This window comes from Aeribacillus composti, from assembly GCF_007827555.1.
Taxonomy (GTDB): Bacteria; Bacillota; Bacilli; order Bacillales; family Aeribacillaceae; genus Aeribacillus; species Aeribacillus composti.
The window spans coordinates 64405-88560 of record NZ_VISS01000008.1 but is presented as its reverse complement, the minus strand read 5'-3'; the positions used below and the strand labels follow the sequence as shown (position 1 = coordinate 88560).

The window sequence follows — 24156 nt, the reverse complement described above, 5'->3', positions numbered from 1 at the left end:
TTCTTAATGTTTGAAATGACGGACTCCAGTAAAGACCATTGCAATTCCGTATTCATCCGCTTTTTTTATCGAATCTTCATCGCGAATGGATCCGCCTGGTTGTATGATTGCTGTAACCCCTGCTTTCGCTGCTTCTTCAACGGTGTCAGGCATTGGGAAGAACGCATCTGATGCAAGTGCACTGCCTTTCGCTTTCTCGCCAGCCTGTGCAATCGCAATTTTTGCAGCACCAACCCGGTTCATTTGGCCTGCACCAACACCAACGGTCATTTCATCTTTTGCCAAAACAATCGCATTTGACTTGACGTGCTTCACGACTTTCCAACCAAGCTTTAAGTCCTTCCATTCTTGTTCAGTCGGTTGTCTTTTTGTTGGGATTGAAATGTTCGCGTCATCGAGCGTATAAATATCTTGATCTTGAACAAGAAGGCCGCCGTAAACAGATGTCAGCTGCTTCTCCGGTTGGAATTTTTTCGAAAAGTCGATCGTTAACAATCGAATATTTTTCTTTTTCGTTAATATTTCAAGAGCTTCTTGGCTAAACGAAGGGGCAATGATAATTTCCAAAAAAATTTCGCTCATTTTTTCAGCCGTTTTCTGATCAACTTCACGATTCAGTGCAACAATGCCGCCGAAAATTGAAGTCGGGTCCGCCTCATATGCCCGATTATAAGCTTCAAAAATGGTTTCACCTGCGCCGACGCCGCACGGATTCATATGCTTAACAGCGACCGCTGCCGGTCCATCAAATTCTTTGACAATGCTAAGTGCCGCATCCGCATCTTTAATGTTGTTATACGACAATTCCTTTCCATGGAGCTGAACGGCTTCGGCAATAGATGATGGAGGCGTGATCGGCTTTTTATAGAACGTTGCCTGTTGGTGAGGGTTTTCCCCATAACGAAGGGATTGCTTCCTTTCAAATGTCACAGTAATCGATTCAGGCTCTTCTTCCCCTGCCTGCTCTGTTAAATATTCCGCAATCAGTGCATCGTATGCGGCAGTATGACGGAATACTTTGGCAGCCAGCTTCCGTTTTGTTTCTATGCTTACTTCTCCGTTCTCTTTCAGTTCGGTTAAAATGACGGGATAATCTTCAGGATCAACGACAACCACTACATCTTGGTGATTTTTTGCAGCAGCCCGAAGCATCGTCGGCCCGCCGATGTCAATGTTCTCGATCGCTTCCTCAAAAGTCACGCCATCTTTGGCAATTGTCTCTTTAAACGGATATAAATTCACAACGACTAAGTCAATCGGTTGAATACCGTTTTCCTCCATCTGCTTCATATGGTTATCATTGCTGCGAACCGCAAGCAGCCCCCCGTGAATAGCAGGATGCAGCGTTTTTACTCTTCCGTCCATAATTTCCGGAAAACCGGTTACTTCCTGAATTCCAATGACATCTATTCCATTTTCCTCAAGAAGCTTTTTCGTTCCGCCAGTGGAGATTACTTCGATCCCAAGATTGACAAGCTCTTGCACAAACGGAATGATATTTGCTTTATTAGATACACTGACAATTGCCCGTCTGATTGTCATGCTTTCACCTCTAATTTTTCTAAAATTTTTCCTATTGTTTCAGGATAAAATGAATGCTCGATTTTATGGATTTTCTCTGCAAGTGTATTAGCATCATCATCTTCGCTGATTTCAACCGCACTCTGAGCGATGATCGGGCCTGTATCCATTCCTTCATCAACATAATGGATGGTGACACCCGTAATTTTTACGCCGGCACGGAGCGCTTGTTCAATTGCATGTTTTCCCGGAAATGCAGGAAGCAAGGAAGGATGTATATTCACAATTCTCCCCGCAAAAGCGTCAAGAAGAGTGTGGCCGATTAAACGCATGTAGCCGGCCAGCACGATAAAGTCCACTTGATAGTGCCTCAATTGCTGTAAAATATCTTCTTCAAACTGTTCCTTCGACTCATATTGCTTCGGATCAAAAACAAAAGCAGGAATCTGCTCCTTTTCTGCCCGCTCCACTACTTTAGCACCGGGTTTATCACAAACTAAAAGCATCACATTTGCTTTTAGCTTCCCGCTCTTTACATGGTCTACAATCGCTTGGAAATTAGAGCCGCTCCCGGATGCAAACACCGCGATCCGCTTCATGAAAAAGGCCCTCCTTTCAGCCAAATTCCGCTTCCTTCTTTTACCCGGCCGATGAGAAAAGCCTTTTCTCCCAGCTTTTCAAGCTCATTAAGGCACTGCTGAACAACATCTTCTTCGACCGCCAGAACAAAGCCGATTCCCATATTGAACACTTCAAACATTTCAGACAAATCGATATCTCCTTGCTGTTGAATAAAGGTAAAAATCGGATGAATCGGCCATGAACCGAAATCGATTTCTGCTCCTAGCCCTTCCGGAAGCATTCTCGGGATGTTTTCAATAAACCCTCCCCCGGTAATATGGGCCATGCCGTCAACTTTATATGCTTTCACAAGCGGTAGGACGGAAGAAACATAAATTTTTGTCGGCTTTAGCAATTCTTCTCCGAGCGTTTCGGTTAGAGGCTCGTATATTTCATGTAAATCAAGCTTATTTTCTTCCAAAAGCACTTTGCGAACAAGTGAATAACCGTTTGAATGGATGCCGTTTGATGAAAGGCCGATGAGAAAGTGCCCAGGCTTGATCCGTTCGCCTGTGACAATGTTTTCTTTCTCGACAACACCGACAGCAAAGCCGGCAATGTCGTATTCATCTTCATCATATACGCCGGGCATTTCCGCTGTTTCTCCACCGATGAGCGCACAACCCGCCTGCAGGCAGCCATCGGCAACACCTTTAACAATTTTTTCAATTTTTTCAGGGTCTGCTTTCCCGAGCCCCAAATAGTCCAGGAAAAAAAGCGGCTCCGCACCTTGTGCCAAAATGTCGTTTACACACATAGCCACAGCGTCTATTCCAATCGTATCGTGTTTATTCGCCATAAAGGCAAGCTTCAGCTTCGTTCCCACTCCGTCTGTTCCGGAAACAAGCACCGGTTCCTTATAACCTAAGCTTGCCAGATCAAACATTCCGCCAAAACTGCCGATCCCTCCTAAAACACCGGGACGCTTCGTTTTTTCCACATGCTTTTTCATGCGGCGAACTGCTTCATAGCCCACCTGAATGTCCACACCTGCTTCTCTATACGCTTTGGACATGAATTATCCTCCTTCGGTCTGTCATATTAGCCTTTCTCATGAGGAAGAATCGTATCTTCATAAATGTCTGTCGGATATTTTCCTGTAAAACATGCCATACATTGCCCGCGAAATTCACCTTCATATTTCCTTCCGATCGCATCCAGCATCCCTTCTGTGCTTAAGAAAGCAAGACTATCGGCGCCAATGATGCTGCGAATTTCTTCTACAGTATGAGAAGAAGCGATCAGCTCCTCATGAGTGGAGGTGTCAATACCGTAATAGCAAGGGTTGGCAATCGGCGGTGAACTGATGCGGACATGCACTTCCGTTGCCCCTGCTTCCCGCAGCATCTTGACAATACGCTTCGATGTCGTTCCTCTTACGATTGAGTCATCCACCATGACAACCCGTTTGCCTTCCACTACCCCGCGGACAGGGGAAAGCTTCATTTTCACTCCTTGCTCCCGCAATGATTGGGACGGCTGAATAAACGTACGGCCGACATATCGGTTTTTAATTAAACCGAGCTCGTACGGTATACCGGATGCCTCGGCATAGCCGATCGCCGCAGATATGCTGGAATCCGGAACTCCAGTCACTACGTCCGCCTCTACAGGCGCTTCTATCGCAAGCCGTTTGCCAAGATTTTTTCTTGCAGTATGAACATTTATTCCTTCCACATTACTGTCAGGGCGTGAAAAATAAACGTATTCCATCGTACAAATCGCACGGTTAATCGTTTTGGAAAAACGTTCGCTTTTCAGTCCTTCACCATTGATGATGATAAGCTCGCCAGGCTCAACGTCCCTTTCTAGCTGAGCTCCAACAGCATCAAAAGCGCAGGTTTCCGAAGCGACAACATATGCATCACCTAGACGTCCAATAGATAAAGGACGGAGTCCGTTCGGATCAAGGGCAATCATCAGCTCTGTTTCCGTCATGATTAAAAAGGCGTATGCCCCTTTAATCATCGTAAGCGCGTTTTTCACTTTATCTTTTAGCTCTAAATAGCCGCTTCTTTTAATTAAATGAGCAAGAACTTCTGTATCTGACGTTGTTTGAAAGATGCTTCCTTGATTTTCAAGCTGATGCTTCAATCCGGAAGCATTCACTAAATTTCCGTTGTGAGCTAATGCGAGACCGCCTTGCTCCGATCGAAAAAGGAACGGCTGGACGTTTTCATAACCGCCTCCTCCAGCCGTCGCATAGCGAACATGGCCAATAGCTCCTGTTCCTTTTAAATTGTCTACCCCATTGGCAAACACTTCTGTGACAAGTCCTTCCCCTTTAAACCCTGTCAGTTTCTCGCCGTCTGTTACGACAATCCCTGCCCCCTCTTGTCCGCGATGCTGAAGGCTGTGCAGACCGTAATAAGTGATTTGAGCAGCGTCCTTATGACCCCATATGCCGAATACACCGCATTCTTCATTTAGCCCCTTTATTTCAGCAAGCATGGGATAGCTCCTTTCCAAGCTTGTTCTAACTCTTCCACTGATGCTTGAATCAATGTTTCTCCATTGCCGTTGACAATTTTAAGAATTCCGCTGTTTGTGACCGTTCCGATAGCTTCAGCTTGAACAATCTTTTCAAACGCCTCTTTGTTTTCCGGTTTTACGGAAACGACGATGCGGGACTGGGATTCGCTGAACAGCCCTGCCAATGCATCACCGTTGATCGTAATTTCCGCTCCAAGACCCGTTCCGATTAAGCATTCACTTAGCGCAACGGCCAGGCCTCCTTCGGCAACGTCATGAGCCGACTGGACAAGCCCTTCGCGAATTGCAGCTAACAGCTGATCTAAACGTTGCTTCTCTTCTTCCAGATCAATTTCCGGCGCTTTGCCAAAGATCTTGCCTTCAAGCATTTTTTGCAATTCACTTCCGGAAAATTCTAGTTTTGTCTCACCAAGCAAATAAACGATGCTGCCCGCCTCTTTAAATGATTGCGTTGTAATATGATCTGTATCTTCAATAAGTCCGACCATCCCGACAACCGGAGTTGGATAAATAGCTGTTCCGTTCGTTTCATTGTACAAGGAAACATTTCCGCCAATGACAGGTGTATTTAAAGCTAAGCACGCTTCGCTCATGCCGTCCACCGCTTTTTCAAGCTGCCAAAAAATCTCCGGTTTTTCCGGACTGCCGAAGTTTAAACAGTCTGTAATAGCGAGCGGCACCGCTCCTGAACATACGATGTTTCTTGCTGCTTCACTAACTGCAATTTTTCCGCCGACTTCTGGATCTAAATATAAATAGCGTGAGTTGCAATCGGTTGTCATCGCCAAAGCTTTTTTCGTCCCTCTGATTCTTAGGACAGCCGCATCAGAACCGGGCGCCACGACAGTGTTCGTCCGCACCATATAATCGTATTGGTCATATACCCACTCCTTGCTGGCTATCGTTGGCTGTTTCAGCAATGCAAGAAGCGTTTCTTTGTAATCGTCAACTTTTGGAACATAGGGCGGCATGCTTTGAAACTGGCGATAATATTCTGGTTCTTTAGACGGTTTATAGTAAACAGGCGCATCTTCCGCAAGCGCATCAACAGGAATTTCCGCAACGATTTCTCCTTTATGAATAAGGCGCAGCATCTTGTCATCTGTAACTTTACCAATCGGTGCAGCCTCCAGATCATATTTTTTAAACAGATCAATGATTTCCTGCTCCCGCCCTTTTTTAATTACGAGAAGCATTCTTTCCTGTGATTCGGATAACATCATCTCATAAGGAGTCATTCCTGCTTCCCGCTGAGGAACAAGATCCAAGTTCATTTCAATTCCTGATCCCGCCTTGCTCGCCATTTCTGCCGATGAGCTTGTAAGCCCCGCTGCTCCCATATCTTGAATGCCGACAAGTGCATCAGATTTGATTACTTCAAGGCAAGCTTCCAAAAGCAGTTTTTCCATGAAAGGATCTCCAACTTGAACAGCCGGACGCTTTTCTTCGGAAGCTTCCGACAATTCTTCGGAAGCAAATGTAGCTCCGTGAATGCCGTCTCTTCCGGTTTTGGCTCCGACGTACATCACTGTATTGCCGACACCAGTTGCTTGCCCTTTTTTGATATCTTCATGGTTTATGAGTCCGACACACATCGCATTGACCAGCGGATTTCCTTCATAGGAAGCGTCAAACTGTACTTCTCCTCCAACGGTTGGAATTCCGATACAGTTACCGTATCCGGCAATGCCAGCGACAACTTCTTCAAACAAATATTTGACACGCGGGCTTGTAAGTTCCCCAAAGCGAAGAGAGTTAAGGAGAGCGATTGGTCTGGCTCCCATCGAGAAAACATCGCGAATAATGCCTCCGACTCCTGTTGCTGCACCTTGATACGGTTCAATTGCAGAAGGGTGGTTATGGCTTTCTATTTTAAAGACGACGGCTTGATTGTCGCCGATATCAACAATCCCTGCTCCTTCACCAGGTCCTTGCAGCACACGTTCTCCTTTTGTTGGAAACTTTTTTAATACTGGTTTTGAATTTTTGTAGCTGCAATGCTCTGACCACATAACAGAAAAAATTCCAATTTCCGTGTAATTCGGCAATCGTCCTAATATTTTTTCAATGAGGGCAAACTCCTCATCACTAACTCCCATTTGCTTATAAATTTTGTCGTTTTTTATCATTTCTGGACTTGGTTCAAGAATTTGTGACATGAGCTTCCCTCCAACTTCTTACAATCGATTGAAACAATTTCAACCCGTCTGTGTTTCCTAAAAGTTCGCTGACTGCCCGTTCCGGATGCGGCATCATTCCAAGGACATTGCCGCGTTTATTTACGATGCCTGCAATGTTATTTAAGCTTCCGTTCGGATTATCTTGATACGTAAAAACAATTTGCTTGTTTGCGATTAACTCTTCAAGAGTTTTTTCATCACAATAATAATTTCCTTCCCCATGTGCGATCGGAATGGTGATAATTTCGCCCTTATCATATTTGTTCGAAAACATCGTTTCGTTGTTTTCCACCTTTAATTTCACAGGGCGGCAAATAAATTTCAGCTTCTCGTTCCGTCTCATGGCACCCGGAAGAAGACCAGCCTCAAGCAAAATCTGAAACCCATTGCAAACGCCAAGTACAGGCTTCCCTTCATCTGCAGCTTTCACAACTTCCTTCATGACATTGGCAAACCGGGCAATGGCTCCGCTGCGCAAATAATCGCCGTATGAGAAGCCGCCGGGAAGGAGAATGCCATCGAAGCCACTTAAATCTTGAGCGTCATGCCAAACGTATTCGACTTCCTCTCCCAGTTCATCTTTAATGGCATGGTACATGTCAACGTCACAATTGGAACCCGGAAAAACGATCACGGCAAATTTCACTTGACGGCTACCTCCTCTATTTCATAACGGTAGTCTTCAATCACAGGATTTGCTAAAAGCTTTTTACACATTTCGTCGACAATCTCTTCGACATTTCGATCCGTTTTTCCGATTGCTAGCTCCATGTACTTCCCGATCCGAACATCTTCCACTTCGTTGAAATTCATTGAATGTAAAGCATTTTTCACCGCATTTCCTTGAGGATCAAGCACACTTTCACGCAATGTAACATATACTTTTACTCTGTACATGGAACTGTACCTCCTAAACGTTTTAAAATTTCTTTATAAGCATCCGTCAAATTGCCGATATCCCGGCGGAACACATCTTTATCAAGCTTTTCATTTGTATGTTTGTCCCAAAGTCGGCACGTATCAGGGGAAATTTCATCTGCAACAACAAGCGTTCCGTCGTTTAGCAAGCCAAATTCAAGCTTAAAATCTACTAGTCTCACGTTTCTTTCATGAAAATGCTTCAATAAAATATCGTTTACTTTGAAAGCTAATGTTTTTATTTCATCCAGCTGCTCTTTATCCGCAAGCTCTAGTAGTTCAATATGGAAACTGTTAATTAAAGGGTCTCCCAGGTCATCATTTTTATAGTAGAACTCAATGATCGGCTTTTTAATCTCAGTTCCTTCGGCAATGCCCAATCTTTTGGACAAGCTTCCTGCCACAATATTTCGTACAACTACTTCAATCGGAATGATTGTCACCCGTTTGACAAGCTGTTCATTTGACGAAATTTTTTGAACAAAGTGGGTCGGAATGCCGTGTTCATTTAACTTTTCAAACAGCAAACTTGAAATTTCATTGTTTAGCTGTCCTTTGCCCACAATCTCAGCTTTTTTCTCCCCATTAAACGCGGTAGCGGAATCTTTATAATAAACAAGAAAAATGTTGGGATCGTCTGTTTCATAAATTTTTTTCGCTTTTCCTTCGTACAGCAATGAGCCCTTTTGAACGGTCATGATCATGCCTCCTAATGCGGAATATTGGCCTTTCATTTTATGTCAAGGGGCAGGGCAGTTTTTGCGATTTGCCGAGCCCCATTTGGACATCTATTGTTCTAATCCGCAGCGTTTAAAAATGTAATCCACATTTTTCAAATGGTAATTGTAATCGAAGCAGTCATCGATTTCTTCTTTCGAAAGCTTTGTTGCAATTTGTTTTTCCGCTTCGATCAGCTCTCTAAACGGAACTTGGCGCTCCCACGCTTCCATCGCTTTCGGCTGAACTAAATCGTATGCTTCTTCACGTGTCATACCTTTATTGATCAGCGCAAGCAAAACCCGCTGTGAGTAGATCAATCCCAGCGTTTTCTCCATATTGCGCTTCATATTTTCCGGGAAGACCGTCAAGTTTTTCACAATATTGCCAAATCGATTTAACATGTAGTTCAACGCGATCGTAGCATCTGGCAAAATGATGCGCTCTGCCGAAGAATGAGAGATGTCGCGCTCATGCCACAATGGAACATTTTCGTAAGCCGTCAGCATCATTCCGCGAATGACCCTTGCCATTCCTGTCATGTTTTCCGATCCGATCGGATTGCGCTTATGCGGCATTGCAGATGAACCTTTCTGTCCTTTGGCAAAAAACTCCTCCACCTCGCGAGTTTCGCTCTTTTGCAAGCCGCGAATCTCAACTGCAAACTTTTCAATCGATGTAGCAATTAAAGCAAGCGTAGCCATGTATTCGGCATGTCGATCACGCTGCAATGTTTGCGTCGAAATCGGCGCCGGCTTTAAACCGAGTTTTTCACACACATACTGCTCCACGAACGGATCAATGTTGGCATAAGTGCCGACTGCTCCGGAAATTTTGCCGACTTCAATCTCTTCTCTTGCGCGTTTAAACCGCTCTAGATTTCGCTTCATTTCTTCATACCATAGCGCCAATTTCAAACCAAACGTTGTCGGTTCTGCATGCACCCCGTGCGTACGCCCCATCATGACGGTGTATTTATGCTCCAACGCTTTATCTCTTAAAATAGCGATGAAATTTTCCAAGTCTTTTTGTAAAATTTCGTTCGCTTGCTTTAGCAAATAAGATAAAGCGGTATCCACGACATCAGTGGAGGTCAATCCGTAATGCACCCATTTTCGTTCGTCGCCAAGCGTTTCTGATACAGCACGGGTAAACGCCACTACGTCGTGCCTTGTTTCCTCTTCAATTTGCTTAATTCGGTTCACATCAAATGAAGCACGTTCACGCAGTTTTTTTACATCTTCCTTCGGGATCACACCAAGCTCCGCCCACGCTTCACATGCTAAAATCTCCACTTCAAGCCAAGCTTTAAAGCGGTTTTCTTCCGTCCAAATCGCGCCCATTTCAGGACGTGTGTATCGTTCAATCATTCCTGCAACCTCCTATTGATCTCTCCGTCTTGTTTATGAATAGCTTGTCAAACATTCCAAATTTGAGTGGATTCGATATATGTCAATAGTTCCTCAATTTCATCACTGAAGAACGTAATATGTCCCATTTTTCTGTTGATTTTTGCCCCCGCTTTTCCATATAAAAATAATTTCCCTTTTTTCAGCAGCTCTTCGTTTTTCAACACAGGCTCTAGATGCTGGCCCAGTATATTCACCATAATTCCTTGATGAATGAGCTTCGTGTTTCCGAGAGGCAATCCGCAAATCGCGCGAATATGCTGTTCAAACTGCGATGTTTCACATAAATTTAATGAATAATGACCTGAATTATGAGGCCGTGGGGCGAGCTCATTTATATAAATTTCATCGTTCGCTACAAACATTTCAACTGCCAGCGTTCCAATCAGCCCAAGCTTCGCCGCCAATGTTTTTGCTGTTTCCTCCGCCTGTTCCTTCAACGAATCAGAAATTCTTGCAGGTACAATGCTTTCGTGCAAAATATTGTTAACATGAATGTTTTCGGCAACAGGCAATGTGCTGACTTCACCTGTCACGCTTCTAGTGACAATAACCGAAATTTCTTTGTCGAACGCGATCCATTTTTCCAATACACAGCGTCCGTTCTTCAACAAAGCTTTTGCTTCTTCTATATCTTCTTCTTGCTTTAGTACAAATTGGCCTTTCCCATCATATCCTCCGCGGCATGTCTTTAAAACACTCGGGATGCCTATGTTGGATACGGCTTGATAAAAATCATCTTCTGATTCAACGACTTCATACGGCGCAACTTTCACACCAGCGTTCGCCACAGCTTCCTTTTCCGTCTGGCGATCTTGTGTAATGGCGAGCAGTCTGCTTCCTTGAGGCAAGTAGGCGTTTTGCTCAAGCCAAGTTAACGCCTCGTAATCAATATTTTCAAATTCATACGTTATACAATCGCTCACCTTCGCAAGCTCTTTGATTGCATCCAAATCATCGTAACGGGCTGTGATTTCAATGTCGCTCACTTGGCCGCATGGAGAATTCGGTGTTGGATCAAGCACCGCCACACGATATCCCATATTTTTGGCAGCGATAGCCATAAATTTGCCTAGTTGACCGCCTCCAATGATTCCAATTGTACTTTGAGGCAAAAGTTTTTTATACAAGCTGATCACTGCTTTCCATGACGTTTTTTCTTATATATTCTCGCCGTTGTTCAAGCTTTTGCTGAACATCAGCATCATTGATTGACAAAATTTGCGCCGCTAACAGACCAGCGTTCACCGCGCCCGCTTTTCCTATCGCCACTGTTGCAACAGGCACGCCGCCGGGCATTTGCACGATCGAGAGCAGCGAATCCAGTCCGTTTAACGCGTTTGTTTTAACCGGAACTCCGATGACAGGGAGAGTTGTTTTCGCTGCAACCATTCCCGGCAAGTGTGCTGCTCCGCCTGCGCCTGCAATGATCACTTGAATTCCGCGATCCCTGGCAGTGCTTGCATATTGAAACATCCAATCAGGTGTGCGATGGGCAGAAACAACCTTTTTTTCATAAGGAATATTCATCTCATCTAATATTTCACAGGCATGCTTCATCGTTTCCCAATCTGAAGTGCTTCCCATTATCACTCCAACGACAGGATTCATGGCGATGCTCCCCTCTTTATTTTTAATTATAGGTTGCCACCTTCGTTAAAAATCTTGACAATAATTGAAAGGCATAAAAAAAGCCCGCTTCTGCATTTTCCCTATCAATAAGGGAAAGTAACACAAACCGGGCATAAGCAATATGTATGCTCAGTTGAAAAATCTTGTCGATTACTTTCCCTCATAGTCCAACAATTTACGGTTGTTGGGTAGAAACTTTTGGGCCATATTCCCAAGATTATATGAGGTTTTAGTTTTCATATGCTGTTTTCGACTCCATCTTAACAATGAAAAATCATTATGTCAACGATAAAATCGAACATTATTTTTCTTTAAACACCGAATGTTCGGATTTTGATGAACCTTGATCATGATCTGTGCCGTTTTGCTGCCTTTTGAAACAAAAGAAAAGGATCAGACAGCATTTCAGTCTGATCCTTCGACTTCTTATTAATTGACAAGAAAGATGAAATAAAGCAGAAATACAATAGATAAACCATACAAAATCGGATGAATCTCTTTTCCTCTTCCTTTTAGAAGCATCGTGATCGGGTAGAAAATAAAGCCGATAGCAATACCGGTTGCGATGCTGTACGTTAATGGCATTGTAATCAAGATTAAAAACGCCGGAACAGCAATTTCAAACTGATCCCATTTTATATGCCCTAAAGATGATACCATTAAAACTCCGACAATAATGAGCGCTGGAGCCGTAACAGAAGATGTAATAACGCTCAATAGCGGCGAGAAAAATAAAGCTAATAGGAAACATCCTGCCGTTATAATGGAAGCAAAACCTGTCCGCGCGCCTGCCGCAACCCCTGCTGATGATTCTACATAAGAAGTGGTTGAAGATGTTCCTAAAATCGCTCCGACAACTGTTCCCATTGAATCAGATACTAAAGCTCTGCCGATTCGCGGAAGTTTATTGTTTTTCAATAACCCTGCTTGATTGGCAACCGCAACCAGCGTTCCTGCCGTATCAAAAAAGTCAACAAACATAAACGTTAAGATTACGACAAGCATTTGTAAAGAAAAAATATCTCCTAAATGTCCTAAAGCTACTCCAAACGTCGGAGCCAAGCTCGGAATTTCCCCAATAATTTTATCCGGTTTTGGAACAAGGCCAAAAATCATTCCGACAACGGCCGTAATCACCATGCCGTAAAACACGCCGCCTTTCACTTGCCGAACCATTAAAATAATCGTAATAGTTAATCCAAAAATAGATAGAAGAGTATTTCCATTCCGCAAGTCTCCCAATCCGACAAGAACAGCGTCATCATTAACAATTATGCCTGCATTTTGAAAACCGATAAATGTGATAAACAATCCGATTCCCGCACCGACTGCATGCTTCAGCTCCGGCGGAATGGAATCAATAATTTTTTCCCGCAATCCGCTAAGCGTCAGCAAGACAAGAAAGAGACCTGAAACAAGAACACCTGAAAGGGCTGTTTGCCAAGGGATGCCGTACGTCAAAACGACAGTAAAAGCAAAGAACGCGTTCAATCCCATACCGGGAGCAAGAGCTACCGGATACCGTGCCACAATACCCATGATGAGTGTCCCGATGGCTGCAGCCAACGCGGTCGCAGTGAAGACAGCTCCTTGATCCATTCTCAATTCATTGGGAAAATCAGCAACAGAGCTTAATGAAAGCGTTGCTGGATTGACAAACAAAATATAGGCCATTGAAAGAAAAGTTGTAATTCCGCCAATAATTTCCCTGCGGTAATTAGTGCCAAGTTCATCAAATTGAAAATATTTTTTCATTATAAAGTCCTCCTACAATTGGCTGTATAAAAAACTTTAAGCAAAAAAATAAGCGCTCCATTCCAAGGATGCGCTTGACCATGAGGTTGCTGAAAGCCCAATGTGAGAAAGGAAAAGGATCCTCTCCTCCTTCAGCCATCGAACCGTCAACACCTCGTAGTCAAGCTATTTACGGTAGCTTGGTAGAAACTTTCGGGCCATATTCCCGAAATTATACGAGAATGTTTATATTTATTATATAAAAATGATAATTCCGATTTATACAAGTTGGTCAGATTTATTCCCATTCAATTGTTGCCGGCGGCTTGCTTGTAATATCGTAGACAACTCGGTTCACGTGCGGCACTTCATTGACAATCCGCGTAGAGATCACTTCCAGCACTTCCCACGGAATACGAGCCCAATCTGAAGTCATGCCGTCAATTGAAGTGACAGCACGGATTCCAATTGTATGATCGTACGTGCGGGCATCGCCCATCACACCTACGCTGCGGATGTTAGGCAAAACGGTGAAATATTGCCAAATGTTCCGCTCTAATCCGGCTTTTTTAATTTCTTCTCGTAAAATAGCATCGGATTCCCGAACAATCTCTAGCTTTTCTTCCGTTACTTCTCCTAAAACCCGAATGGCTAATCCTGGTCCCGGGAACGGCTGCCGCCAAACGATTTCATCTGGAATACCAAGCTCTGTTCCAAGTGCGCGAACTTCGTCTTTAAAGAGTGTATTCAATGGTTCAATCAGTTGAAATTTCATATCCTCCGGAAGTCCGCCGACATTGTGATGCGATTTGATCGTTTGCGCCGTCTGCGTACCGCTTTCGATAATGTCTGTATAAAGTGTTCCTTGAGCAAGAAACTCAATGCCCTCCAATTTTGCCGCTTCATCATCAAAAACATAGATAAACTCGTTGCCGATGATTTTTCTTTTCTTTTCCGGGTCAGTAACACCCTTCAATTTTTCTAAAAAGCGGTCTTTTGCATCTACTTTAATGACATTCATGTTAAACCCTTCGCTAAACGTCTTCATGACGCTTTCCGCTTCCCCTTTGCGAAGGAGTCCGTGGTCAACAAAAATGCACGTTAATTGATTGCCGATCGCTTTATGGATTAAAACGGCTACAACAGATGAGTCCACCCCGCCGCTTAGCGCGCACAGCACTTTCTTATTTCCGACAGTTTTGCGGATGTTCTCTATTTGCATTTCAATAAAGTTTTCCATCGTCCACGAATTTGTGCACCCGCAAATGCGGAAAACGAAATTTTTCAATAGGCCGTTTCCAAATTCTGTATGGCGCACTTCGGGATGAAATTGAACCCCGTACATGTTCCTCTCATCATTGCTGATTGCGGCAAATGGACATGATGGGCTAGTGGCGTCTACTTTAAAGCCGTTCGGAATATCGGCCACAAGATCCCCGTGACTCATCCAAACGATTTGATCATCAGGCAAGCCTTCAAACAACGGCGATTTTTCCTTTACTTGTAAAGCTGCTTTCCCATATTCCCGGTGCTTCGCCTTTTCCACTTTTCCCCCGAGCAAATAGGTCATTAATTGCATGCCATAGCAAATTCCGAGCACTGGAACCCCGAGTTCAAAAATCCGCTCGTCGCAGCGAAAAGACTTTTCGTCATATACGCTGTTTGGACCCCCTGACAAAATAATTCCTTTCGGATTCATTTTTTTGATATCTTCTATCGACAGCGTATGCGGATGAAGCTCGCTGTAAACACCAAATTCGCGAATTCTGCGCGTAATTAATTGATTGTATTGGCTGCCGAAATCTAACACTAAGATCATGTCTTGGATGTTCTCCAACGTGTTCACCTCATTATTTTGATGGATCAATATATTGTTTCACATCTGACTTCAAAAAAATAGAATTCTACCGAAAAAAAGGCAGAATTCTAGTACATCTACTAACTTCTGCCTTCATAGTCGGGTTATTTACGGTAACCCGGTAGAGACTCTCGAACCATATTATCGAGGATATACGAAGGAGCTTCCCGCTATGAATTTTTTCTTATCATACCAAGTGATCAAGACCCGGTCAAGAAGTTGTTTTTTTGATTAAATCTTCCCATAATTCTTTCGATTGCTCCCATTCCTTGCTTGGATCATCGCCCCGATACAGCACCCGCTCATAAATGTAAGTTAATTGCGACATACTATTTGTTCCAAACATTTGATCAATCTGTTTTGCATATTCTCTTAACGTTTGCCCGTTTTCCCGTTTGTAGCCACATCTTTCCAGAGATTTAAGCAAAAGCCTGTATGCTTTCAAAAAATCTTTCTCATCATGATTCCATTTATAGAAGCTAGTCATCCAACTAGTCATCCATTTATTTCTCGTTTTGAAAAGTATTAACACACATGCCGCTATAAACAAGATGAAACCGATGGAGACAATAACAACTGGTGATAGCGAAAAAGGGAATTTCTTTGGCTGCTTAGCATCATCCGTATCGATTTGTTCTTGACTTTCTTCCTCAAGCGGCTGACTTTGTTCTTGTTCGGCAGCAGATGAATCTTGTTGATTTTCATTTGATTGATGTGCAAATTCCTGCGGATTGGAAAAACCGATCGTCGGTTCAAAAGGGACCCAGCCAATTCCAGAAAAATAAACCTCTACCCACGAATGGGCATTGTTGCTAGTTACTTCATACACTTCCAATCCTTCGCTTGTCGTTTCCACAAACTGCCCAGGGGTATATCCCTTTACCCAGCGCGCCGGAATTCCGACAGACCGAAGAAGAACAACCATAGATGTTGAAAAATTGTCGCAATATCCTTTCTTCGTTTCAAATAAAAACTGATCGACATAATCTTCATCCAATTCCGGGACAGCCACATCATTCGTTTCATATACAAACGGTTCTTTCAAAAAATACTGTTCAACCGCCTTGGCTTTATCATAAAAGTTGTTTTTATCTTTTGTAATCTCCACAGCGAGATTTTTCACGCGTTCCGGAAGGCTTGCAGGAAGCTGCGTATATCGTTCAACCAATTCTTTTGGAGCACCTTCATTCGAGTGAACAGCCTGCAATTTTTCAATTTCAAACAAGGGATAAGAATATTTCAAAGAATAGCTGGAAAGCCGTTCCCCCGATTCATTAAACATTGGGAATATATTCTCCGTAACATGATCGATGCGGTATTGATCAGCATCACTGGAAATTTCCTGCAATCCAAGCGGATAAATAATATGCTGATATGGATATTCGCGCTCAATTTCTACAGTCGAAACAAGCTGTTCCGTTTGAACCTGACTACTCGTCAAGTTTAAATACGGACCGATAAATCCATTTGCAATGGAAAATTGTCTGTCGCTTGTAATCCAGCCTTTTCCTGTATAAACATCTTTTGTTTCAACTCGCCAATAATGCTGTCTTTCTACATACGCCCGAAAAGCAGGTGCATCGTTTGGAATGAACGGACCGCCCAATTGCTCATCATTGGTACCATAACCGATTTTTTTGACAACCGAATTTGACAAATGCTCCCCTTCTCCGTCCTGTTTATACTTCGAAAAATACGGTAAAGGGTCTGGCCATTGGGGGGCCGCTTTCGGAGCGAGCCACCCGATCGCAGCGGAAACAACAATCATTGCCAAAAGCGGCACAATCCATTTCCAATACAAAATAGACCTAAACGGAATTTTCTCCGAAAAAATCATCCTTTCAAAATACAGAAGACCTAAAAGGAAAAATCCAACCACCGCTAACCGTATAATCGCATAAGTTGCATCATATGGCGAAAACGTATCTAATACTGCCACATACGTAATAGTTAAAATTAAAAATAATAAAATTCTTTTTCTCTGAATAATCCAATAGTTTAATAAATAGACAAGCAGCCACAATAATACAAAGAAAAGAAACGTCCGGAATGGAGGAGTCATTCCGCCGAAATACCTTTCGGTGATCAAGTTTAAGTTATAGCGAAGATCATGAATAAATTCTAATATCCATCCTATTTCAAAAACAGAGCCGTTGTAAAACAGCTGATGAATAAAAAAGAAAATATAACATAATTTAACCGGATACGAGATATACCATTTTAGCTGCATAAATGTAAAAAAGAGAGAAATTCCGATAAATATAACGAAAATAACGGTATAGATAGAATCAGTCGAATATTCAAGCGGCCGCAGCCATTCCCACAGCAAAATAAACGATAGCAAATATAAACAAAAGTTAACGATTTGCTGTTTCATTATCGGCTTCCCACCCTTTGCGCTGCATCTCGGAACATGCCGGCGTCAACAGTGCGGACAGTTATCGAATGCCGCCGCAATTTATCTATTAGTTCTTGATCTCTTCTCGGCTTTTCAACCGCTTTTGTCACATGCCAAATGGTGACATGACGCGGCTTCGGAAACGCTAGAAGCTTGTCAATCAAGGAAGGGTGTAAATGACTTGTCATAATCATGATAGATGAATGCTGTCCCCATTTGTTCAATTCCTCTAAAAGCTGGTTGATAAACTCGTCCTCACCGTCGCAATCCGCCACTGCCAAATGATACAGGATATGCTTCCAATGATGCTCATGATTTGATATAGGAAAAACTTTCTTCGTTTTCCCAACCGAAACTACCCCGAGCTTGGAACCGTTTTTGAGCACTGCTTTAGAGAACGAAGCTGTAAATGAGATAAGCTCTTCAAATGACGATGACTTTGTTCGATCGATGAAACAAACAATTTGTTGGCTATTCAGCTGCTCAAATTCCTTTGTCATGATCGAATGGCGTCTCGCTGTCGCCTTCCAGTCTATCCACGATAATTTATCTCCCGGTTCATATTCCCTTACCCCAGCAACAATCGAAACATCTTTTATATATCGTGTTCTTGCAAAACCTGCATCCTTTTCAAGTGAAAGTTGTTGGGGACGGTACTGAAACTCAAAAAATGGCGGATAGACCACAATGTGATTTTTTGCCGAATAAATGCCTTCTCTTTCAATGATTCCAAACAAATCTCCTGTTTTAAATCGCACTGTTTCAAAATGATGGGATCCCCTCGGAAGATTAGATAACGAATATTGGAATGAAAAACGTTTTTTCCACCAAGGAAACAATACAATCTTCGCTGATCCCGAATTTTTCAGCTTTTCAGGAAGGACATCCTCAACGATTCCAAAGAAAAAAGGGAAGGGAAACGGCTGTTCAATTTCGATAGTACAAACAAGCGGTTCGCCTGCTTGAAATTCCGTTTTATTTAATTTGCGCCGAACTCGCAGCTTCTTCAGCGGATAGAGAGCCAACGCAACAGAATAAACAACAAACGGCAGCAATGAATACAATAAAAACCAGCTGACAAACCCTCCTTGAAACATGGCATATGCAAAGGAAGCCGCCACGAGCAATATTAAAAAAGCAAGGTTCCACGCCAGCCGTGTGCCTTTTAGCAAGCCTTTCATTGATTTCACAGCGACCTCACTACAGGCACAGGGATTTCGGCAAGAATATCTTCAATGATTTGTTCAGCTGTTCTCCCTTCATAACGCGCTTCAGATGTCAAAATAATGCGATGGGGCAGGACATGCACGGATAAATATTGAACATCATCGGGGATCACATAATCTCGGGCATGAATAAACGCATACGCCTGAGATGCCTTCATAAGTGCAACAGAACCACGGGGACTGACTCCTAAATAGACGGAATCATGGTTCCGCGTCTTATTTACGATGTCTACAATATAATGTTTAATCGTATCATCTACATATACTTGTTTGATTTCTTCCTGAAGTGCCGTTAGTTCGTCTTTGGTGATGACTGACGTTAGTTCATCAAGCGGCTGTCCTTTTTCGGCTCTTGTCAACACTTCTACTTCTTCTGTAACGGAAGGATAGCCCATTTTCAGTTTTAGCAAAAATCGATCCAATTGAGCCTCCGGCAACGGATAAGTTCCTTCATACTCAACCGGATTTTGTGTCGCCATAACGAAAAAAGGTTTTTCAAGCGGCATTGTCACGCCATCAATGGTGACACTCCCTTCCTCCATGCCTTCAAGCAAGGCGGATTGGGTCTTTGGTGAGCTTCGATTTATTTCATCGGCCAAAATAATATTAGCCATAATCGGTCCTGGTCGGTATTCAAATTCAATCGTTTTCGGATTATATATCGATACTCCAGTAACGTCTGAAGGCAGTAAATCAGGTGTAAACTGAATTCTTTTAAAATCAGCCCCAACAGACTTTGCCAATGCCTTCACCATCATCGTTTTTCCAACTCCGGGTACATCTTCGAGAAGCACATGCCCTCCAGCAAGCAATGCCGACAAACTTAAAATGACCAGTTCACTCTTTCCTACAATAACTTTTTCAACATTTTCGACAATTTTTTCTAATTTTGGATGCATCGTCTCCCCTTGCATTTATAGGCCTCCCAATCATCATATCTGCACTTCTAACTCTATTATACAATTGCCTAATAGCAGAAAAAAACGATTCGTTTTCAAACTGTTTAAAATTTATTGTACATTGTTACGTTTTCTTCTGAGAAAAGAATAAGGGGTAGAAAATTTAGAATTTTCACAAACTTTATGCGGAGTATTCCTAGTTTTCCTGCTTCTAAATGAATGGGATGACGTCATGCTAAATAAAGTAAATGCAAGGGAATGATCGTTAAGAACGCTTGTATAGCATTGCCCAAATTTCTTTTAAAACAGGCATTTGTTCTTTCTCTTCTTCACTTACTTGTTCCCAAATGATTCCTTCCGGCTTTGAATAAGGAGTGTTCGTTTTGATCAATTCTTTTTCTGTAGCAATCCAATCAACCGTCAAATCATACGGATCAATAGGAAAATCGTCTTCTACCAGCTGAATGCTATGAACAGTCGTGACGACAGGAACAGAAGGCTGCCCAAGCTCCCGAATAATGGCATATTCGCGATCAGCATATCCTTCGCCTTTTCCAATTCTGCGCCCGTCCCTATGGACTGCAACCGATCCAACCACGATGAAATCAATAGTTGGCAGCTGATCGAGAGAGATCTCCCTTCCGAACGTATTCATATGTTTCAAGCTGGCGGCTTTTCTCTCTTCTCCTTTTGGCACCCATTCAGGCTTCACCATGATAAAACCGGATTTTAATCTTGGAGTTGGCATAAGAAGAGTCTTTCCATCAATTAGCACTTTCGTCCGAATTGGAAGCTGCGGAGCATCAGGGTTCACCTTTACGACGTTTGCCGATTTATATTCAGGCATCGAAGCAACAATTTTTGCAGCTTGTTCAGCTCCTTTGAAATTTGGAATTCTATTTTTCAGCGGAAACGGAAAGCGTCCAAGCTTCTCTTTTTCAAGCTGAGTCCATATTTTTTCCCTGACGGCCTGTTTATCCATCTTCTAAACCTTCTTCCTGCGCTGTGATTTAACCTTTACAAATAAAAAAGCAGAGCCAATTGACAAACGAAAAGATGATGTTTTCATATTCTATCTTGGGGCTCATAGAACAAGAACAGCGGTATACTCCGGGAATCTAAAATATGTGTCGGAAAATCAAAAGAGCTGCCATTCTTACGATTGCCCAATTTGAAAGCTGAAAGGTAGATACCATTTTGATTCAAGATGGGAGATAATTTTATCAATACTGCCAAGTTCACTTCGTTTTTTTTAAGAGCTCGATTTGGTATTGATGAATCAGCTTATCAAGTTCCTGGCTGATTTTTAACACAACCTCAGATGTATATCCATATTTCTCAGCCAATGAAATCATATATGCTCGTTCATTTTCTATTTTAATAGATAGAATATTCATTTTATTCATTTTTCAGTAACCCCATTTTTTACGAGTTTTAGTAGTATTAATAGTACCATACTCTTACGAATAATGTAAAGATTTGTAATTTATTGAAGAAATTTGCGGAAGAAGGGGGTAAATTCCCCCATTTAAAAAGTATTGGGGTTTATTTTCTCCACCGTGTAGAAAAAAACGTTCCTAGCACAATAAACCCATTGTAAAATTTTTAAAATAGCGTTCACTTAAAAAATCGGATAATTATTTTTGTAAATTTCCTGAATGGATTGTATTTTCTGATGAAAATCCTCTGAAGCAGCCTGAGCGTGCAAGAGGGAGTAGAGTTTATTGGACAAATTGTCATGATTATAAAACTTGCGCTTTATTTCATTTTGACTTCAATGAGCCCTAAGAAAAGATAAATATTGACCGCAGCATGAACATCAAAGAAGCCTTGGCTCGACGATAAATCAAACCCGCCAATTTCTTGCATCCTCTTCAGTCGGTAACGAACAGACCCTAATGAAACATGCATTCTTTCGGTTGTTTTATATAGATGTCCGTTATTTTCAACATACCAATAAAGCGTTTCTAATAAATCTGAGCATGCTTGTCATCGTAGTTTTTTATTTTTTGAAGCATTGTATGTGCAAAGGCTTCCATTTCCGGTAAATTTTCAGAGCATATTAACTCCGCAACCGCTAAAAACTCCTTAAATGCTTTGACTTTCGCATTGCTTTTAGAAAACTTCATAATCTTAATTGTTTTTTCTGCTTCTTTTAATCCTTTTTTCAAATCTGATGCTTGCTGACATAAACTGCTGATCCCCAATTTCATTTCAAAAGGTTTAATCTCGGAGAAAATCTGATCAATTAGCCATTGCCCGCATGAAACTTCAGATGAAAATTGACGGATAAAATCTTCAGGAATAACAGCAATCAGCTAATTGACTTTTGTTGTCATTATGCATGCTAAACCTTGCTGCTTGATCAATTTATTTAAGCTTTCAGCTGCTGCAGTTTTATAATGATTAAGCGAATCTTCAAGCTCTTTTCGATTAAACTCTTGGCTGCTGTCCAGATGAAACAAAAACACATATTGCGGTTGATTAAGATTGTATCCCATTAATTTTAATCGGTAAGTAAGCTCCTCTTCTGAAAATTCCCCCCCTAAAAACGGCGTTCAGCAATTCTCTTTTTAATTCGTTGTTCGTTTTCAAACGCAGAAGTTTCATTTATTATTTGCATAACACAAATGGATGCCGCCTTTTTAATGACGATATAGTCCAATTCCGAAAAGCCTTCTGATTCACGAATTAGTGAAACATAACCAAAAATATTGTTTCTTACAAAAACAGGAGATATTAATTTTTCAAATGTATAGCCTTTTGCTGAAGAAACTTTTATCCGATTCGTATTACATTTTTCTTTTATATCTACTGTTTCCACTTTCTCCCTCACATAATCAGCGCTGTTTAAATAAATTTTTCGAAGCGAATCGCTCGCTTCAATCAACTGACGGTGAGAGTTTTCCAGCAGAAGAGCACAATTCATCTCAACCGCTAAAGTGTTCAATATCCCCTTTAGTCCACACCCATTTAATAGCGAATTTGTCAACTTTTCAATAATCATAAGAGCTTTCTTAAACATTTCTTTCTGCCTTTCTATCCTTATAAAAGCTTTGTCTAGCTCTTGTCCTAAATTTTCCTCTTCATAATAAGGCAGCTCTTTTTCGATTTCTTCTCCCCAATCCTAAAACCGGTTTGGCAATCCAATGACAATGCGGATCACCCTTTCCTTCACACTCAACTTCTTTAAAAATTACTTTTCTACCCAACTGATTGCTCACATATCCGCCTGCAAATCCTATTAGTGTAAAACATACTGGATCAGAAGATAATCCAAAGGTGGCAATATGGTGTTCAGCTTCTTGTGAATGCTTCCAATAGCCTTCTGAATAATAATCTTTTGTTACAGGGTCGATATGCAGCTCTTTAACTGAAATGCCTAAATCAGCCGTTATGCCGTGCATATGCGAACCAGCGATAAACAGTTCTTTCAATGTCAGCGTATGATAAGCATCTTTCCTTCTTAAATGATTTGAAAAATTATTGCCGCAATCCCAGCCATACCGTAATAAAAAACCTTTAGCTCTGTCGAGACCTAAAGCTGAAATTAAATGATTTCGCAAAGTATTTAAGATTGCCCAGATTCAGGCAAAAATTTCATCATTTCGTTGGAGTCTAAAACTTCCCCCATTTCCGTCCCCCTCACCACAAACTATTAGCATTTTTTATCAAAATTATCATAATATTTAATAAATTTTCAGGAAATTTTATATAAGATATCAGTAATGAACAGAATTGATTCTGTTAAAAATGTAAGCGTTAACAAAAAGAGGGGGAGAATAATATGAATAAATTTGAAGAACAAATTTATAATTGCATGAAACCCGTTGAAGAATTGCTGGCTAAAACAACCAATCCACTGCATATTGCGATTCTTGAAAACTTCCGCCGACACGTTCATCTGGAAGGCGCCGGCATGTTCAATGAAATTGTTTCTTCCGATATGATGGTCGATCACCCCGTTTATCGTGTTACTTGGGGAAGCGAGCCTGCTGTTATTGAAGGAAAAGAAGGAGTCCTCAACTTCTATCATATTGCATCAAAATCAGTACTTTGGCATTCTGATGACTTGCTAGCTGTGGCTGATTGGGGAATTGCAGATGAACTGACTTTCCACCAATTAATTAAAGGCCAAGGATTGCTTGATTTAGGATTTGAAGTAGATGATCCGGACAAAATTTATCATTACTCAAGCCGTCAAGTATTTTTATGGCCGTATGATGAAACGGGGAGACTTAAGGGAGAGCATCTTTACGAAGATAAAAGTACAGTAAAAATTGTAGAAGTGGATCCTGCTGCCATCATCACACCAGAACGAGTTGCCGAAATCCACCGGGAATGCTTGGCAAAATTAGAAGCAGAAAAACCGCCGAAATATTGGACGCTGGAAGTTATAAAACAACAGCTGGAAGGCAAATGATAAAATGAGCTTTCATGAAGACGAACACACGATCATTCATTTTTTAAGTCTAGTACATCATGAATGAATGCCCGATGCGAGGGAGCTAATATAACTCTCTCGCGTTTTATGCATCTAAACATGGCAA

General features: G+C 41.9%; 23 protein-coding genes, 1 pseudogene and 3 riboswitches. Of the genes and pseudogenes, 1 reads left to right on the top strand and 23 read right to left on the bottom strand.

Annotated elements, in window-relative coordinates:
• Nucleotides 1–3: 3 nt before the first annotated feature.
• The 23 genes and pseudogenes from purH to FB379_RS06030 all read right to left on the bottom strand — a co-directional run bounded on the left by purH (nt 4) and on the right by FB379_RS06030 (nt 23172).
• Nucleotides 4–1542 carry a bifunctional phosphoribosylaminoimidazolecarboxamide formyltransferase/IMP cyclohydrolase gene (gene purH / locus FB379_RS06140; RefSeq protein ID WP_144597454.1) on the bottom strand — a complete coding sequence of 513 codons (1539 nt, stop codon included), beginning with the start codon at nt 1540–1542 and terminating at the stop codon, nt 4–6.
• Nucleotides 1539–2120, bottom strand: coding sequence for a phosphoribosylglycinamide formyltransferase (gene purN / locus FB379_RS06135; RefSeq protein WP_144597452.1), 582 nt, complete (start codon nt 2118–2120; stop codon nt 1539–1541). The genes purH and purN overlap by 4 nt, the downstream gene beginning before the upstream one ends.
• Entirely contained in the window at nt 2117–3157 is a 1041-nt protein-coding gene (gene purM / locus FB379_RS06130) for a phosphoribosylformylglycinamidine cyclo-ligase (RefSeq protein ID WP_144597450.1), read from the bottom strand. The genes purN and purM overlap by 4 nt, the downstream gene beginning before the upstream one ends.
• A 26-nt stretch (nt 3158–3183) precedes the next feature.
• Nucleotides 3184–4593, bottom strand: a complete 1410-nt coding sequence (gene purF, locus FB379_RS06125; RefSeq protein ID WP_063388823.1) for an amidophosphoribosyltransferase — start codon at nt 4591–4593, stop codon at nt 3184–3186.
• Entirely contained in the window at nt 4578–6794 is a 2217-nt protein-coding gene (gene purL, locus FB379_RS06120) for a phosphoribosylformylglycinamidine synthase subunit PurL (protein WP_066252092.1), read from the bottom strand. Before purL ends, purF begins: the two co-directional genes overlap by 16 nt.
• Complete coding sequence (gene purQ, locus FB379_RS06115; RefSeq protein ID WP_063388825.1) at nt 6778–7461, bottom strand: phosphoribosylformylglycinamidine synthase subunit PurQ; 684 nt, start codon at nt 7459–7461, stop codon at nt 6778–6780. Before purQ ends, purL begins: the two co-directional genes overlap by 17 nt.
• Nucleotides 7458–7712 carry a phosphoribosylformylglycinamidine synthase subunit PurS gene (gene purS / locus FB379_RS06110; protein WP_063388826.1) on the bottom strand — a complete coding sequence of 85 codons (255 nt, stop codon included), beginning with the start codon at nt 7710–7712 and terminating at the stop codon, nt 7458–7460. The genes purQ and purS overlap by 4 nt, the downstream gene beginning before the upstream one ends.
• Nucleotides 7700–8431 (bottom strand): phosphoribosylaminoimidazolesuccinocarboxamide synthase, encoded by a 732-nt coding sequence (gene purC, locus FB379_RS06105; protein ID WP_063388827.1) that lies wholly within the window; start codon nt 8429–8431, stop codon nt 7700–7702. The genes purS and purC overlap by 13 nt, the downstream gene beginning before the upstream one ends.
• A gap of 90 nt (nt 8432–8521) precedes the next feature.
• Nucleotides 8522–9820, bottom strand: coding sequence for an adenylosuccinate lyase (gene purB, locus FB379_RS06100; protein WP_144597448.1), 1299 nt, complete (start codon nt 9818–9820; stop codon nt 8522–8524).
• A 47-nt stretch (nt 9821–9867) separates the two neighbouring features.
• Nucleotides 9868–10995, bottom strand: a complete 1128-nt coding sequence (gene purK, locus FB379_RS06095) for a 5-(carboxyamino)imidazole ribonucleotide synthase (RefSeq protein ID WP_199757329.1) — start codon at nt 10993–10995, stop codon at nt 9868–9870.
• Nucleotides 10982–11470, bottom strand: coding sequence for a 5-(carboxyamino)imidazole ribonucleotide mutase (gene purE / locus FB379_RS06090; protein ID WP_063388830.1), 489 nt, complete (start codon nt 11468–11470; stop codon nt 10982–10984). The genes purK and purE overlap by 14 nt, the downstream gene beginning before the upstream one ends.
• 164 nt (nt 11471–11634) lie before the next feature.
• A riboswitch (purine riboswitch) is annotated at nt 11635–11736 on the bottom strand.
• Between the two features lie 184 nt (nt 11737–11920).
• Nucleotides 11921–13246: an NCS2 family permease gene (locus FB379_RS06085; RefSeq protein WP_063388831.1), complete on the bottom strand. Its 1326-nt coding sequence runs from the start codon at nt 13244–13246 to the stop codon at nt 11921–11923.
• 137 nt (nt 13247–13383) lie between these two features.
• A riboswitch (purine riboswitch) is annotated at nt 13384–13485 on the bottom strand.
• Between the two features lie 38 nt (nt 13486–13523).
• Nucleotides 13524–15044, bottom strand: a complete 1521-nt coding sequence (gene guaA, locus FB379_RS06080; protein WP_144597472.1) for a glutamine-hydrolyzing GMP synthase — start codon at nt 15042–15044, stop codon at nt 13524–13526.
• Nucleotides 15045–15159: 115 nt separating this feature from the next.
• Nucleotides 15160–15261, bottom strand: a riboswitch (purine riboswitch).
• A gap of 33 nt (nt 15262–15294) precedes the next feature.
• The gene (locus tag FB379_RS06075; RefSeq protein WP_144597446.1) at nt 15295–17460 is read right to left on the bottom strand and encodes a DUF4129 domain-containing transglutaminase family protein; all 2166 of its coding nucleotides are present in this window, start codon (nt 17458–17460) and stop codon (nt 15295–15297) included.
• Complete coding sequence (locus FB379_RS06070; protein ID WP_066252179.1) at nt 17460–18662, bottom strand: DUF58 domain-containing protein; 1203 nt, start codon at nt 18660–18662, stop codon at nt 17460–17462. The genes FB379_RS06075 and FB379_RS06070 overlap by 1 nt, the downstream gene beginning before the upstream one ends.
• 5 nt (nt 18663–18667) lie before the next feature.
• Nucleotides 18668–19621 (bottom strand): AAA family ATPase, encoded by a 954-nt coding sequence (locus tag FB379_RS06065; protein ID WP_144597444.1) that lies wholly within the window; start codon nt 19619–19621, stop codon nt 18668–18670.
• A 250-nt stretch (nt 19622–19871) separates the two neighbouring features.
• The gene (locus FB379_RS06060) at nt 19872–20588 is read right to left on the bottom strand and encodes a 5-formyltetrahydrofolate cyclo-ligase (protein ID WP_144597442.1); all 717 of its coding nucleotides are present in this window, start codon (nt 20586–20588) and stop codon (nt 19872–19874) included.
• Between the two features lie 256 nt (nt 20589–20844).
• Nucleotides 20845–21012, bottom strand: coding sequence for an aspartyl-phosphate phosphatase Spo0E family protein (locus FB379_RS06055; protein WP_082829641.1), 168 nt, complete (start codon nt 21010–21012; stop codon nt 20845–20847).
• A 352-nt stretch (nt 21013–21364) separates the two neighbouring features.
• Nucleotides 21365–21520: pseudogene (locus FB379_RS19190) on the bottom strand (helix-turn-helix domain-containing protein); the annotation flags it as partial.
• Between the two features lie 53 nt (nt 21521–21573).
• Complete coding sequence (locus FB379_RS06045; RefSeq protein ID WP_144597440.1) at nt 21574–21777, bottom strand: hypothetical protein; 204 nt, start codon at nt 21775–21777, stop codon at nt 21574–21576.
• Nucleotides 21778–21924: 147 nt separating this feature from the next.
• Nucleotides 21925–22107 carry a hypothetical protein gene (locus FB379_RS06040; RefSeq protein WP_144597438.1) on the bottom strand — a complete coding sequence of 61 codons (183 nt, stop codon included), beginning with the start codon at nt 22105–22107 and terminating at the stop codon, nt 21925–21927.
• 44 nt (nt 22108–22151) lie between these two features.
• The gene (locus FB379_RS06035) at nt 22152–22631 is read right to left on the bottom strand and encodes a hypothetical protein (RefSeq protein WP_144597436.1); all 480 of its coding nucleotides are present in this window, start codon (nt 22629–22631) and stop codon (nt 22152–22154) included.
• Between the two features lie 61 nt (nt 22632–22692).
• Nucleotides 22693–23172, bottom strand: a complete 480-nt coding sequence (locus tag FB379_RS06030; RefSeq protein ID WP_144597435.1) for a V4R domain-containing protein — start codon at nt 23170–23172, stop codon at nt 22693–22695.
• 221 nt (nt 23173–23393) lie between these two features.
• Here FB379_RS06030 and FB379_RS06025 point away from each other — a divergent pair, with 221 nt between their 5' ends.
• A complete protein-coding gene (locus FB379_RS06025) occupies nt 23394–24029 on the top strand; it encodes a hypothetical protein (protein ID WP_144597433.1) in 636 nt (211 codons plus the stop codon).
• The last annotated feature ends 127 nt before the right edge of the window (nt 24030–24156 follow it).